Below are 13648 nucleotides of genomic sequence, written 5' to 3'. Positions count from 1 at the left end.
CTCCTCTATATGAGTAAAAGCACGATGAGAATGCCTGTTAATACCCCTAAACTTTTCATCATTCTTTCATACCGTTGCTGTTTTTCCATGGCATCTCCTTCTTCTCGCTCTAAATGCACCATCGTTAAACGAATGTAATTTTGTTGAATTTCATGATCGTACTGTCCAAGCGTCTCGCCAAACTGTTTCATAATCTCAAACTCTCCTTCTTTTAAGGCGGTCATTTTCCATACTTCATGCAAGCTTTCTTCCCACGCTTGGCGAGCGTTCATCGTTCCTTTTTGCAACTTATGCGCAAACGATTCAAACAACCATGATAACGGTCGCGATAGTTGCTGTGATAATCGAAGGGAAGCGTCCATTAACGGTGTATGCCCGTACATAATTTCTGCTTCCAACGACTGCAACGCCATTTTTAATTGGCGCAACTGTTTTGTGCGTTCTCTTAAAAGTCGCGACGCTTCAAATCCTGACCATGTCGTTGCTAATATAATACATATCGCTCCAATCCATTTCATTCACATCACGCCCATCTTTCGATATATATCGCGCCCATGTGAATCACGAATCGCTTGAATCGTTCCTGGACGTCCGACATTTGTTAATTCAACAAATCGTTCAAATATAGCTTGTTCCATAATCGGACGCAGCGCTGGACGTTTCACGACGTCAGCCATATGGCGACCGTGCGCTGTCATAAATAAGCCAACTCCTGCATGCACCGCTTCCAAAATGGCCGTACAATCCGCTTCACTTCCAATTTCATCAACAATTAAAACGTCCGGGCTCATCGAACGAATCATCATCATCATCCCTTCCGCTTTCGGGCATGCATCGAGCACATCGACGCGATAGCCGAATGTAAATTGCGGAATGCCTTTGACACAGCCGGCAATTTCTGATCGTTCATCGACGATGCCAACTTTTTGAGGAGCAATACGCCGATCTGTCACCCCGCTGCTGACGATGCGTGCAATATCACGAAGGAGCGTTGTTTTTCCTGTTTGTGGTGCCCCGATAATCATCGTATTGAGCCATCGTCCATCGTATAAATAAGGGAGAAGGGGAACAGCCATGCCGATTTGCTGCCGAGCCATTCGAATATTGAACGATGTAATATGTCGAATCGCTTTTACTTTTCCGTCTTCTACAATCACTTTTCCAGCTAAACCAACGCGATGTCCACCTTGAATAGTAATGTAGCCTTTTTTCAGCTCTTCTTCGATTGTGTAGAGAGAATATTGGCTTAATTTATTTAATAGTTCGATTCCTTCTCCCATTTGTACGACATGCGGACATATGTACGATCTCCCACCAGCAATGACTTCAAGCGGTCGTTCAATACGAATGCGAATTTCTTCAATCGTAAATTGAGAAGCGATAGGCAATGATTGAATCGCATGAACGATCCCCTTAGGCAACAGATCAAACACCGCTTTCATCCTCTTCCCTCCCTCATTTCACGACATAAATACCGATTAATATACATACAACCCCAGCACCAATCCATACGAGCTTAAACAATGACAGCTCGTTTGCCACTGCAACAAGACCAATCATCATAACGACTAAAAAAATGGTCGGACCAACGACAGCAAGCAATGTATTGACCGCAATCGCTTTTTTTACATCATTGAGCGACAACATGACAATCGCTGCACATAATTCAATGGCCGCAGATAAAAAACGTAAACTCGCCATCGTCCAAACAGTTGCATCAATTTTCATCGCATCCTCCTTGTACAACGGTGCTAGTACAACGTATGCTGAAACAAGCGAATTCAGAAGTATAGAAAGGAAAAATTCATCAGGAAATATGTTTGCAGATAAAAAGGATAAATCATACAATAATAGTGACTCTCTATTTTTCCTAAAAAGAAGAATTATTTGAAAAAGCACAAACATTTGAACAAATTTATGGTAAAATTGCTAATAGGTTTAATCGAGCAATTTAGAACACTGAATAACATGTGAAATAAAATATTGAAAGGAACGCTAAAGATGTCATACATCATTCGTAAAATGAAACAAGAAGATATAAAACAAGTTCAAGATATAGCGAAAATAACTTGGAATGCTACTTACGAGGGTGTTATTCCTTCAGATGTGCAAGAAAATTTTTTAAAATCGGCTTACAGCGACGAGCGAATGAAACAACGATTACAACACTCTACTCTTTTTGTAGCTGAAGTAGAAAATAACATTGTAGGATTTGCTAATTTTTCTTCAGTGAGAGAAGATGGAAAGGTTGAATTATGGGCTATTTATGTTCATCCAGAACAACAAGGCAGGGGAATCGGCTCAGCCTTATTACAAAAAGGGATGCAAATAAACGGTGTAAATGAAATTTATGTAAATGTTGAAAAAGATAATCAAATCGGAAGAACCTTTTATGAAGCTAAAGGTTTTGAAGCTGTGAAAGAGTTTGATGAGGAATTTGATGGTCATGTGTTAAAAACGATCCGAATGGTGTTAAAACTTTAAATATCCCATATACGAAATTCAGCTTGTTGACTATGTCAACAAGCTGAATTTCCTTCTTTTTACGATTTTCCATTACGCACGTGATACGTATGTGCCATCTGTTGTGTTAATAATTAATACATCGCCTTCGTTGACGAAGAACGGAACTTGAACGACAAGACCCGTTTCTAACGTTGCTGGTTTTGAACCGCCAGATGCTGTATCCCCTTTAATGCCTGGCTCTGTTTCAACAACTTTTAACTCAACTGTGTTTGGCAACTCGACCCCAATCGTTTCGCCTTGATACATCATAATAAATACTTCCATGTTTTCTTTTAAAAACTTTAATTCATGCTCAATTTGTTTTGCAGGAAGTTCGATTTGCTCGTACGATTCCATATCCATGAATACATGTTGATCGCCGTTTGCATATAAATATTGCATTTTACGGTTGTCGATTTGCGCTTTGTTTACTTTTTCACCCGCGCGGAACGTTTTTTCTTGAATCGCGCCAGTGCGCAAGTTGCGAAGTTTGGAACGAACGAACGCCGCTCCTTTTCCTGGTTTCACATGTTGGAATTCAATAACACGCCAAATGTCACCGTCAACTTCAATCGTTAAGCCTGTACGAAAATCGTTTACTGAAATCATGTTCATTTCCTCCTACGTCTATAAAGTAATGAGTTCTTTTGGTGAAAGAGTGAGCCGCTCATTGCCGTTTTCTGTAATAACGATGTCATCTTCAATGCGAACACCGCCTAATCCTGCTATGTAAATGCCTGGTTCGACCGTCACAACCATCCCCGGCTGTAGCACAGTATCCGAACGCATCGACAGCGCCGGCATTTCGTGCACTTCCATGCCGAGTCCATGACCTGTGGAATGCCCGAAATACTCACCAAATCCGCAAGCAGAAATGTAATCGCGTGTGAGCGCATCTGCCTCTCGCCCTGTCATTCCTGCACGAATATGTTCGACACCACGAAGCTGGGCTTGTAACACGACATCGTATATGCGTTTCAACTCATCGCTTACTTCGCCAACCGCAACGGTTCTCGTGATGTCGGAGCAGTACCCTTTATAATATGCGCCAAAATCAAGCGTGACGAGCTCCCCTTTTTCAATGACTTTCTCTGTCGCTACTCCATGTGGCAACGCTGAGCGCACACCGGATGCAACGATGATGTCAAATGATGAACTTGTCGCCCCTTGTTTACGCATAAAAAATTCTAGCTCATTTGCCACGTCTATTTCACGGACACCTGGGCGAATAAAATCGAGAATATGACGAAAGGCGGCATCGGCAATCTCGGCTGCTTCCTTTAATATCTTAATCTCTGCTTCACACTTAATCAAGCGTAACTTTTCAACCGCACCGGAAACCGGAATAAGCGTTGTTTTGAGCGCTTTTTCGTATGATGAGAACGTTGCATATGAAAGATCGTCTTGCTCAAATCCAAGCTTTTGAATGCCTAATCGCTCAACTTGTTTTGCTACTTCTTCAATGAGCGTTTGCGTATGTTGCACAATTTCATATCCTTCAATTTGTCTTGTCGCTTGTTCGACATAGCGAAAATCTGTAATAAATACAGCATCTGTTTCGCTAATTAAAACGACACCAGCTGTTCCTGTAAAATTTGTCATATAGCGACGGTTATATTCGTTTGTAATAAGAAATCCATCAATGCCGTGCTCAGCAAATTGCGCACGAAGTTTTTGTACTTTATCCAATGTTATTTCCCCTTCCCTTCAACCATATCAAGCAACGCTAAAATCGCCAACCGATATCCGTTTATACCAAGTCCGACAATTTGCCCTGCTGTCACCGGAGCTAAAACAGATTGATGACGAAACGCCTCTCTTGCATGAATGTTTGAAATATGTACTTCAATGACTGGCGTCTGTACGCTTGCGATTGCATCACGCAATGCATAGCTGTAATGCGTAAACGCCCCAGGATTGAAAATGATCCCGTCATATAACGATTCCGCCCGATGAATTTGGTCAATTAACGCCCCTTCATAATTGCTTTGATAGCACGTTAACTCCGCCCCATATTCACTAGCAAATTCCGTTAACTGTTTTTCTAGTTGGGCAAGTGTCGTATGCCCATAAATGTGCGGCTCTCTCATACCGAGACGATTTAAGTTCGGACCGTTTAAAAGGAGGAATCGAACCATTCCCCCTCTCCCCCCTTTACTGATGAAAATACATATGGTTATTTTACCACATCGACCTGTTTTTGTCGCCTCATCTCTGCAACTTCAAACGAAATGGAATAACCGATGAACATCCCATATAAAATGTAAAAGCATACCGTCGTTACAATTGTATTTCGCTCAAGTTGTGGAACAGCTTTTAATTGCGGAAAAATCGGATTTAATACGTAAAAAACAAGCACCCATAGCCCGATGCCAAAAGCAACCCCCGGCCAAATGCCTTGACGATTTTTTAAGAAAGCGTAGTACAGAAGCGCAGCAATGACCGAAGCGAGCCCAATGAACAAAATGGCAATCGCCTGACCGAGCGCCCCGTTTTTCCAATCACCGATCGCCCACGGTTGCAAAATAAAATTTGGCGCCACTTCTGTAAAATGAAAAAAATAAGCACAATATGCAAGGAAGCTCCAGAACACGCCCCCAATAAAACCGATCAACGCGACTTTTGCTAAAACGGGCATTGGTTTTTCTCTTTTGTTTTGTTCAAGTTGTGCGTCTTGTTTTGTTTTCGTTTGCACAGTAATCACCTCCGTTTTTATCTTGTCCAAAATGTTGGATCTCATGTGTATCGTTTCTCATTTTTGGAAACAATACAAATACAAACAATACATCGACCTAGAGGTTTTTATCGTTTTCTTGTAGAATATAAGAAAAAAGAAAATAGGTTGGTGTCTTCTTATGAGCAAAAACGTATACGGTGGGCAAGCGGTCATTGAAGGTGTCATGTTTGCTGGACGCAATCATTCCGTCACGGCCATTCGCCGCAAAGACGGTTCGATTGAGTATTTTCACGTTCCACGCGAAACAAACAAAACGCTTGCTTCATTTAAAAAAATTCCGTTTCTTCGCGGCATTTTTGCCATTATTCAAGCAAGTGCGAACGGATCGAAACATTTACAATTTTCGAGCGAACGATATGATCTCGATCCGAACGAAGATGAGACGCTACAAGCTGAAACCCCGTCCAAATGGACGATGATTTTAGGTGTTGCACTGATCGGCGTGTTGTCGTTTCTATTCGGCAAATTTATTTTTACCCTTATTCCTGTATTTTTGGCTGAATTAACGAGACCGATTTTCCCATCGGACACAGCTCAAATACTTGTAGAAGGATGTTTTAAACTTCTTTTACTTTTAGGTTATATTTACTTTATTTCGCTCACGCCACTTGTTAAACGATTGTTTCAATATCACGGAGCGGAACATAAAGTAATTAATGCGTACGAAAATGGTTTACCGTTGACGGTTGAACATGTACAACAACAATCTCGCCTTCATTATCGTTGTGGCAGCAGCTTCATTTTATTTACTGTCATCATCGGCGTATTCGTTTACATGTTCGTCCCGACCGAACCGCTTTGGGTGCGCGTGCTAAACAGACTAGCACTTATTCCAGTTGTACTAGGATTGTCTTTTGAAGTATTACAACTAACAAACGCGTTGCGGCATGTTCCTGTGTTGCGTTGGTTAGGCTATCCTGGTTTATGGCTACAACTATTAACAACGAAAGAACCGACTGACGATCAAGTGGAAGTAGCTATCGCATCATTTCAACGTTTGCTTGAGTTAGAGGGAGAAGCGACGAACGAGCAAGAAGAAGTGGTGTAACATAAAGGAGGTGGATCGATTGCGTCGGCGCCCATTCCCGCTTATCACTTTGCTTATTGTGTTCGCTATTGTTGGGTTTTCTTATCGTCTATGGAACGATCCGATGCAGTTGTTAAAACAAGTGTTTCTCATCGGATTGGTCGCAGCTGTCTTTTATGGCATATATAAATGGATACAAAGACAAAGCTTTAGTCGTTCGTATCAAAAAGCGGTAAAACAATCGAAAAAGCTCCACCACCAGAAAACGAAGCCGACGTCGAAAAAACAACCGCGCCCAACCGCTTTAAAGAAAAAGCACGCTACTCATTTAACAGTCATTGAAGGAAAAAAAGGAAAGAAAAAAAATCGGGCTTCTTTTTAACCCGATTTTTTTTTAATACGTCCACGTTTTTAAAAATTGTTTGGTGCGCTCTTTTCCAAACGAAATGAGCTTCTTTTTTTCTTCATCCGTTACTGAGAAATCGGTGGCAACGACATGTTTGACAGGCAGAAAAATGATATTTTTTTCATGGCGGCGCGAAATGTATCGTTCATCGTGCGCCTCGCGCATCGTTTGAAACAACGCTTCATACAAATCAATGGCATTATTAATTTTCTTTTTTGCTTTTTGCGCTTGTCTTGCACTTAGTTTGATGCCTAGAACAGGCCGCTTTTTTCGCTCTTCATCAAATAAAAAAATCGGAAAATTGCTTAGTAAGCCGCCATCAACGACAATATGCTTTCCTTCATCTGTCTTTAACTGTACAGGCTCAAAAAAATAAGGAATGCCGACGCTCATTCTTACTGCTTTTGCGACGGAAAAGCGGAGAGGATCAATGCCGTATTTCGGCAAATCATCTGGCAAAATAAGCATCGTCCCATTCGTTAAATCGGAAGCGACGACGCGCAATCGTTCATGCGGCAAATCAGCAAACGTGTACACACCTTTTTTACTTAACTGCTCTGCGATCCATCGTTCGAGCTTTTCTCCTTTATATAACCCCATTTTCCAATAAAGGACGAGCCATTTTAACCATGCATACGGGATGATTGTATGTCTCTCATCGAGAAAGTCCATTAAATTCATTTCTTCGATCATGTCCACAATTTCCTTGCTTGTAAATCCCGCCGCAATAAACGAAGCAATAAGCGCCCCTGCGCTCGTACCAGCAAGCCGTTTAAAACGAAAACCTTTTTCTTCGATCGCCTCATATGCTCCAATTAACGCAAAACCTTTGACTCCTCCACCAGAAAACACACCGTCAATCTCCATGCCCTTCCCTCCCTCGCCATATATGTATGAAAAATGGGAGAGATTGAGCATAAAAAAACAAAAAAGAACAAGCGTTTATGCCTGTTCTTGCTCGTTTTGCTTTTGAATGTTGCGAAGCGCTTCAAGACGTGACCGATCTTCCTCAAAGTATTGTACTAAGTCACCGATGCGGTCAATCGCGTTCCAGCTCAAATGATGTTCGATTCCCTCAACATCGCGATAAATGTTTTCTTCATCGACGCCAATGAGACGCATAAATTGTTCAAGCAACTCATGACGATACACGAGTCGTTTACCGATTTTTTTTCCTTTTGGAGTAAGCACAAGCCCGCGATACTTTTCATATACTAAATATTCGTCTTTATCAAGCTTTTGAACCATTTTTGTCACAGAGGAGGGATGAACAGATAACGCTTCAGCAATATCTGACACGCGAGCGTATCCTTTTTCTTCGATCAATATATAAATTTGTTCAATATAATCTTCCATGCTTGGTGTTGGCATACGTTCCCCTCCTAAACAAACATCCGCAATCATTATGATTATAACATGTTTACCAAGCATGACAACTATTTACGTAAAATATTCAATTGTCGCTTCGGGAAAAAATTGTGCAATATACGAGCGAATCGTGTCATTTAACCGATTCGCCTCTTCATCCTGATACACATATTTCCCGATGCCGTATCGTCCCCATTTATATTTTCGTTTCGTTTCGTCAAGATCGAGCTTCGTTTTCGGATATCGTTTTTGAATAACTGTTTTCGCCGGTTTAGTGAAGCGATGTTGGATTAATTCGAACGTTAAATCCGTTAAGTCGATGCCTTGCAAATTTGTATTCAGTCGTTCAAACAGCTCAAAATATCCTTCTTCCCAACCGTCATGCATATAAATCGGAGCGACGATAAATCCGAGCGGATAGCCAGCATGCGCCACTTTTCGCGCCGCCTCTAGCCGTGCGTCAAACGAAGACGTCCCCGGTTCAAAGTTTTGAATAACATACCGTGAATTGACGCTAAAACGAAAGCGTGTTTTTCCATGATGTTTTGCATCAAGCAAATGATCGACATGTTCATATTTTGTAACAAAACGGAGCCGACCATATTCCGTCGCTCCAATAAATTCAATCGCTTTTTTTAAAGCATGTGTCAAATGGTCGATGCCGACAATATCGGACGTACAAGCTGCTTCAAAGCGCGTAATTTCTGGAGCGCGTTCATCAATATATGCTTTCGCTTGAGCGAAAATATCATCCAGATTGACGTACACACGAATGTAAGGCTTGCTTCCAAGCGTCGTCTGTAAATAACAATAATGACAATGCCCCATGCACCCCGTCGCAAGAGGAATCGCATATTCGGCGGACGGTTTAGACGTATCGAATTTTAATGTGCGCCGAACACCGACAACAAGCGTTGATTTTGCGTTGCGATATTGCTGAAGCTCGTTATCTCCCGGAATGCCGCGCACTTGGTTATGCGATGTCGTTTCGCGAATGTCGATATGCATATTCGTAAATTTTTCATATAGCTCTTTACCGAGCGGATAATTCAGCGCTTCGGGCTCAAAATAAACAAGCTGAGGAATAAATGGCTTCATACAATCACCTCAATGTTAGTATGGTTTATTCGCATGAGGTGATGAAATACAATTTTTGTAATAAAATAAGGAACGGGTTTTCCCGTCCCTTTTTACGTTATAAGCCACATTTTAATTGGGCACCGCAACTTGTGCACGTGTTGCAGCCACCGATTTCTTCGACCGTTCCTTCACGGCATACTGGACAAATGTTTCCGACTTCCGAACCGATTGTGACGTCCGTTGCGCGTAAATCTGGGATCGTTTCAACAAGCGCAACAGCTCGCTTTTTCGGTTCTTCTGGCAGAAGCTCTAGCTGCTCTTCGACCGCATGTTCTTCTGCTTTTAATGTTAATACTTGCGCATCACGGCTACCGTCAACATAGACTGTTCCACCTTTTGCACCACCTCGCCATAAACGCTCGTACACTTTTTGCACTTGCTCGACCGTATAGCCGCGCGGTGCATTCACCGTTTTCGAGAGGCTTGAATCGACCCAACGTTGAATAATGCATTGTACATCCGCATGCGCTTCTGGCGATAAATCCATCGCGGTTACAAACCAATGCGGCAAGTTGTTCGGATCTGCTTCTGGATGTTTATCTAAATATTCTTGAACGATATCCGCCTTCACTTCAATAAACTTACCTAGACGGCCGCTTCGATAATAAGAAAAGGAAAAATATGGTTCGAGTCCTGTGGACACGCCGATCATGGTCCCTGTGGATCCAGTCGGAGCAACCGTTAATAAATGCGAGTTGCGAATGCCGTATTTTAAAATATCTTGGCGAATATCGTCCGGCATTTTTTTCATATAACCGGTGTGAATAAACGCTTCACGCAATTTCATCGTTTCTTCTTCTGTTTCACCAACTAAAAACGGAAAGCTTCCTTTTTCTTTCGCAAGCTCAATCGACGCACGATACGCCGTTGTCGCAATTGTTTTAAACAGCTCGTCAACTAACTGATTTCCTTCTTCCGAACCGTACTCTTTTTCGCAATAAATAAGCAAATCCGCTAGTCCCATGACGCCAAGACCGACGCGGCGCTCCCCAAGCGCTTGTTTTTTATTTTCCTCAAGGAAGTACGGGGTTGCGTCAATAACGTTATCTTGCATGCGGACACCGACTTCAACCGTCCGCTTTAATTTTTCATAATCCACAACTTTCTTTTCTTTATCGACCATATTCGCCAAATTAATTGCAGCTAAATTGCACACAGAATAAGGTGCGAGGGGCTGCTCACCACACGGATTTGTTGCGACAACTTTTTGTCCGTACGCTCTTGCGTTCGTCATGTCGTTGGCGTTGTCGATAAAGAAAATGCCTGGTTCGGCGGAATACGTTGCGCAAATGTTAATGAGCTTCCATAGCTCGCGCGCGCGAATTTTCCGGTAGACGCGAACGCGATAGCCCATTTTCTCCCATTCACGCACATCGCCGACTTCATGCCATTTTTCGTTGTAGATGCGCATTTCTTCTTCCGAGTACGTTTCAACATCTGGAAAGCGCAATTCGTATTCTTCATCGTTTTCTACTGCCTGCATAAACTCTTTTGTTAAGCAAACGGAAATGTTCGCCCCTGTTAAAAAGTCCGGATTGTGCACGCTATACGTTCCGCCTGTCCGCAACTTTTCTTCCGCGTCTTTAATAATTTTTTCTGAAAAGCCGCCGTATCCTGGGATGTTTTTGTAGTTAACAATTCCTTGATACATCGCGCGCTCTTGTTCAGTAAGCGGTGTAAACTTTAGTTTTTCTTTCGCTGCTTTTTGAATGCCTTCATCTTCTGTATTTTCAAGCAAATAGCGCAAAATGCGTGGATTTTGCATTTTCGAAATAATGAATTCAATAATGTCCGGGTGCCAATCGGCCAACATAATCATTTGGGCGCCACGCAATTTGTTACTCACTCATTTGAGTGGGTGTGGTCATTTCTGCCACACTCTCTAGCTTTCACTAGAGATCGGACTATCTCATCAAAGAGGAAGCCTCTTTGTCTCGTGCCCCATCATCTCGTCACCGAATATGATGGTCTACTCCTTCCATTTTCAAATCAGGAAGTTTCGATAGTCTCTGAACCTTCATCTCCGTTTCCAGAGATGCTTGGCTGCTGGTCGCCCATTGTTCCATCCAATTGATTTTTACACCGTCACGCTTGCCGTTGCCAGCTACGTTGTGGTTCAATTGGCTTTAGGGTGTTCCAGCAATTCACGAGATTTTACTCCCGCCGATGGCGTTTTGTTAACGGGAGCCACCTTGTTCGACAAGATGGGTCAGTTTTGCAATGTCGTCAAGCCATGACACTGAACCGGACGATTTTCCATTTACTCCGCGCGCGAGTGTATTGCGTGGACGAAGGGTAGAACCGTTCGTTCCGACACCGCCACCGCGGCTCATAATTTCCATCACTTGTTTGCGATGTTCAGAAATACCTTCACGCGAGTCTTTCACAAATGGCATGACGTAGCAGTTGAAGTACGTCACTTCTGTTCCAGAACCTGCTCCATATAATACGCGCCCTGCTGGAACGAAATTTAGACTGACAAGCTGTTCATAAAACTTTTCGAACCACTCTTGCCGTTTTTCTTCCGTTTGCTCAACAGCGGCTAGCCCGGTTGCGTTCCGCTTTGCAATTTGCTCATAATAAATTTCTAATGGTTTTTCAATAACATCAAGAGAACGAACGACAATGCCTGTTTTCGCCTCGTCCCCTTCTAACACATGGCGATATTCTTCTTCCACAAGCACGTGTGCTTTTTTACTCTCCCAATCCAACTCGACAATAAACCCAAGCCCACGCGCCGGAAACTTCGGATCTTCCTTCACTGTTAAAACGACAAAATCCCCGACGCTTAGCGTCAACTTTTCCGTATCTTTAAACGAATAGCGATCAAGCATCACTAAGCGCGACACACCCTTATATGTAATGTGCATCTCAGGAGTAATCGGGTGCACTTGTGGAAATAGGCGAATGTCTTCATTCAACTTGTCCACATTCACCGTCATTTTTTCAGAAAACGCAACCGTCATGTTTACCTCTCCTCTTCCAACATAATCTTACTACATTAAACTACCATATATCGACAACAATAATCAATAAAAAAATCAATATGTAGTATGTTTTTTTACAAAACCCATACTACATATTGATAATTAAGTCAAGTGTTTTTTATTTGTCAAGAGGAAAATTTACCTTTTAAAATTCCATTCATCTGTTTCATATTTATTTCTCGCTAGTTGCTGAACGTACAGCCGCTCATCATCGGTTAATTCATATCGTTCCAACTGAATGTTTAAACCTTTTTCAAATCCTTTGAAAAATGCTTCTTTCGCCTCATCGATCGTCACTTTTCGATCGGTTAGCTCATTGATTGCGACCGCTTTGTTTTTAAAATTTTGTCGCAACCGCTCTTTCACTCGTTCGTTCGGATACTTAAACAAGCTAAAAAGCATCTCTTCATCTAAGTCTAATAAAATCGAGCCATGTTGTAAAATGACCCCTTTTTGTCGCGTTTGGGCGCTTCCTGCCACTTTTCTTCCTTCGACAACGAGCTCATACCAAGACGGTGCGTCAAAACAAACAGCCGAGCGCGGATTTTTTAAATCCGCTTTTTCTTCTTCTGTTTTTGGAACAGCAAAATACGCATCAAGCCCAAGGAAACGAAATCCTTCCAAAATGCCTTGTGAAATGACGCGATACGCTTCCGTCACCGTCTGCGGCATAGCTGGATGCGCTTCTGATACGATAACGCTATACGTTAACTCTTTATCATGAAGCACACCACGTCCGCCTGTTGGGCGTCTCACAAAGCCAAGTCCGTATTTTTTTACTGCATCCATATCGATCTCTTTTTCGACTTTTTGAAAATAGCCGATCGAAAGCGTCGGTGGGTTCCAACCGTAAAACCGAATGGTCGGTGGAAAGTGTCCTTCACTATGCCATTCTAACAACGCTTCATCAAGCGCCATATTAAACGCTGGGGAACAATTGCCTGAGTCGATAAATCGCCATACTTCTTTTTCCATCTACTCCACCCTTTCCTCTATCATTTTATAGTGTAGCAAACATAATAAGTCAATGGAAAATGCTTTGCTTCTTGGACGAAACATTTATATAATAGACGTGGCAACGATGAAAAAGGAGGGTAAGCATGACGACAGTTCTTATTATTCTCGGAGCAATCATTGTGTACGCGGTAATTACATACTTTTACCAAAAGCGAGTCGTTAAAACGCTTACGGAAGAAGAGTTCCGCGCAGGTTATCGAAAAGCGCAACTCATCGACGTTCGCGAACCAGATGAATACGCTGCCGGTCACATTTTAGGAGCACGTAACATTCCACTTTCACAACTGCGTTTACGCATGAAAGAATTGCGTAAAGACCAGCCGATTTATTTATATTGCCAAAGCGGACTTCGCAGCGGCCGTGCGGCACAAATGCTTTACCGAAAAGGATATCGCGACCTTTACCACTTAAAAGGTGGATTTAAAATGTGGACAGGAAAGGTGAAGAAAAAATAAGGTGCC

The 13648-nt window shown here is 42.4% G+C and carries 15 protein-coding genes and 2 pseudogenes; 4 read left to right on the top strand and 13 right to left on the bottom strand.

Translation table 11 applies throughout. From position 1 onward, the window contains the following. Positions 1-5: 5 nt before the first annotated feature. From spoIIIAB to JV16_RS03840, 3 genes are read right to left on the bottom strand one after another with little or no spacing between them, the layout of a single operon-like run. Positions 6-518 (bottom strand): stage III sporulation protein SpoIIIAB, encoded by a 513-nt coding sequence (gene spoIIIAB, locus JV16_RS03850; protein ID WP_021095242.1) that lies wholly within the window; start codon positions 516-518, stop codon positions 6-8. Then, complete coding sequence (gene spoIIIAA / locus JV16_RS03845) at positions 519-1442, bottom strand: stage III sporulation protein AA (RefSeq protein WP_021095241.1); 924 nt, start codon at positions 1440-1442, stop codon at positions 519-521. Between the two features lie 13 nt (positions 1443-1455). Further along, positions 1456-1728 carry a YqhV family protein gene (locus tag JV16_RS03840; RefSeq protein ID WP_021095240.1) on the bottom strand — a complete coding sequence of 91 codons (273 nt, stop codon included), beginning with the start codon at positions 1726-1728 and terminating at the stop codon, positions 1456-1458. Positions 1729-2001: 273 nt separating this feature from the next. Here JV16_RS03840 and JV16_RS03835 point away from each other — a divergent pair, with 273 nt between their 5' ends. Continuing rightward, complete coding sequence (locus JV16_RS03835; protein WP_021095239.1) at positions 2002-2484, top strand: GNAT family N-acetyltransferase; 483 nt, start codon at positions 2002-2004, stop codon at positions 2482-2484. A 72-nt stretch (positions 2485-2556) separates the two neighbouring features. On the opposite strand, the gene efp is transcribed toward JV16_RS03835, so the two are convergent. From efp to JV16_RS03815, 4 genes are read right to left on the bottom strand one after another with little or no spacing between them, the layout of a single operon-like run. Further along, positions 2557-3114, bottom strand: a complete 558-nt coding sequence (efp, locus tag JV16_RS03830; RefSeq protein ID WP_004889583.1) for an elongation factor P — start codon at positions 3112-3114, stop codon at positions 2557-2559. Positions 3115-3132: 18 nt separating this feature from the next. Continuing rightward, positions 3133-4194, bottom strand: coding sequence for a M24 family metallopeptidase (locus JV16_RS03825; RefSeq protein ID WP_021095238.1), 1062 nt, complete (start codon positions 4192-4194; stop codon positions 3133-3135). Between the two features lie 2 nt (positions 4195-4196). Further along, complete coding sequence (aroQ, locus tag JV16_RS03820) at positions 4197-4643, bottom strand: type II 3-dehydroquinate dehydratase (protein ID WP_009373912.1); 447 nt, start codon at positions 4641-4643, stop codon at positions 4197-4199. Between the two features lie 38 nt (positions 4644-4681). After that, positions 4682-5245, bottom strand: coding sequence for a YqhR family membrane protein (locus JV16_RS03815; RefSeq protein ID WP_042534314.1), 564 nt, complete (start codon positions 5243-5245; stop codon positions 4682-4684). Positions 5246-5360: 115 nt separating this feature from the next. Here JV16_RS03815 and JV16_RS03810 point away from each other — a divergent pair, with 115 nt between their 5' ends. Further along, positions 5361-6290: a DUF1385 domain-containing protein gene (locus tag JV16_RS03810; protein ID WP_021095236.1), complete on the top strand. Its 930-nt coding sequence runs from the start codon at positions 5361-5363 to the stop codon at positions 6288-6290. Between the two features lie 19 nt (positions 6291-6309). Beyond that, positions 6310-6651 carry an SA1362 family protein gene (locus tag JV16_RS03805; RefSeq protein ID WP_021095235.1) on the top strand — a complete coding sequence of 114 codons (342 nt, stop codon included), beginning with the start codon at positions 6310-6312 and terminating at the stop codon, positions 6649-6651. A 12-nt stretch (positions 6652-6663) separates the two neighbouring features. Here JV16_RS03805 and JV16_RS03800 read toward each other — a convergent pair whose 3' ends face one another. The 6 genes and pseudogenes from JV16_RS03800 to JV16_RS03775 form a co-directional block, all read right to left on the bottom strand. Continuing rightward, entirely contained in the window at positions 6664-7542 is an 879-nt protein-coding gene (locus JV16_RS03800; RefSeq protein ID WP_021095234.1) for a patatin-like phospholipase family protein, read from the bottom strand. Positions 7543-7617: 75 nt separating this feature from the next. Continuing rightward, the gene (gene mntR / locus JV16_RS03795) at positions 7618-8046 is read right to left on the bottom strand and encodes a transcriptional regulator MntR (protein ID WP_009373920.1); all 429 of its coding nucleotides are present in this window, start codon (positions 8044-8046) and stop codon (positions 7618-7620) included. 69 nt (positions 8047-8115) lie between these two features. Beyond that, entirely contained in the window at positions 8116-9141 is a 1026-nt protein-coding gene (splB, locus tag JV16_RS03790; RefSeq protein ID WP_021095233.1) for a spore photoproduct lyase, read from the bottom strand. A 97-nt stretch (positions 9142-9238) separates the two neighbouring features. After that, positions 9239-11014: pseudogene (locus JV16_RS03785) on the bottom strand (vitamin B12-dependent ribonucleotide reductase); the annotation flags it as partial. A 349-nt stretch (positions 11015-11363) separates the two neighbouring features. Next, a pseudogene (locus tag JV16_RS03780) lies at positions 11364-12149 on the bottom strand (ribonucleotide reductase N-terminal alpha domain-containing protein); the annotation flags it as partial. Positions 12150-12308: 159 nt separating this feature from the next. Continuing rightward, on the bottom strand, positions 12309-13145 hold the full coding sequence (locus JV16_RS03775) for a lipoate--protein ligase family protein (RefSeq protein WP_021095230.1): 837 nt from the start codon (positions 13143-13145) through the stop codon (positions 12309-12311). A gap of 125 nt (positions 13146-13270) precedes the next feature. Here JV16_RS03775 and JV16_RS03770 point away from each other — a divergent pair, with 125 nt between their 5' ends. Then, positions 13271-13642, top strand: a complete 372-nt coding sequence (locus JV16_RS03770) for a rhodanese-like domain-containing protein (protein WP_009373925.1) — start codon at positions 13271-13273, stop codon at positions 13640-13642. Positions 13643-13648: the final 6 nt, after the last annotated feature.

The organism is Anoxybacillus ayderensis, from assembly GCF_000833605.1.
GTDB classification, from domain to species: domain Bacteria; phylum Bacillota; class Bacilli; order Bacillales; family Anoxybacillaceae; genus Anoxybacillus; species Anoxybacillus ayderensis.
Note: the sequence above shows the minus strand (reverse complement) of the source record. Positions and strands in the feature narration are given on the sequence as shown.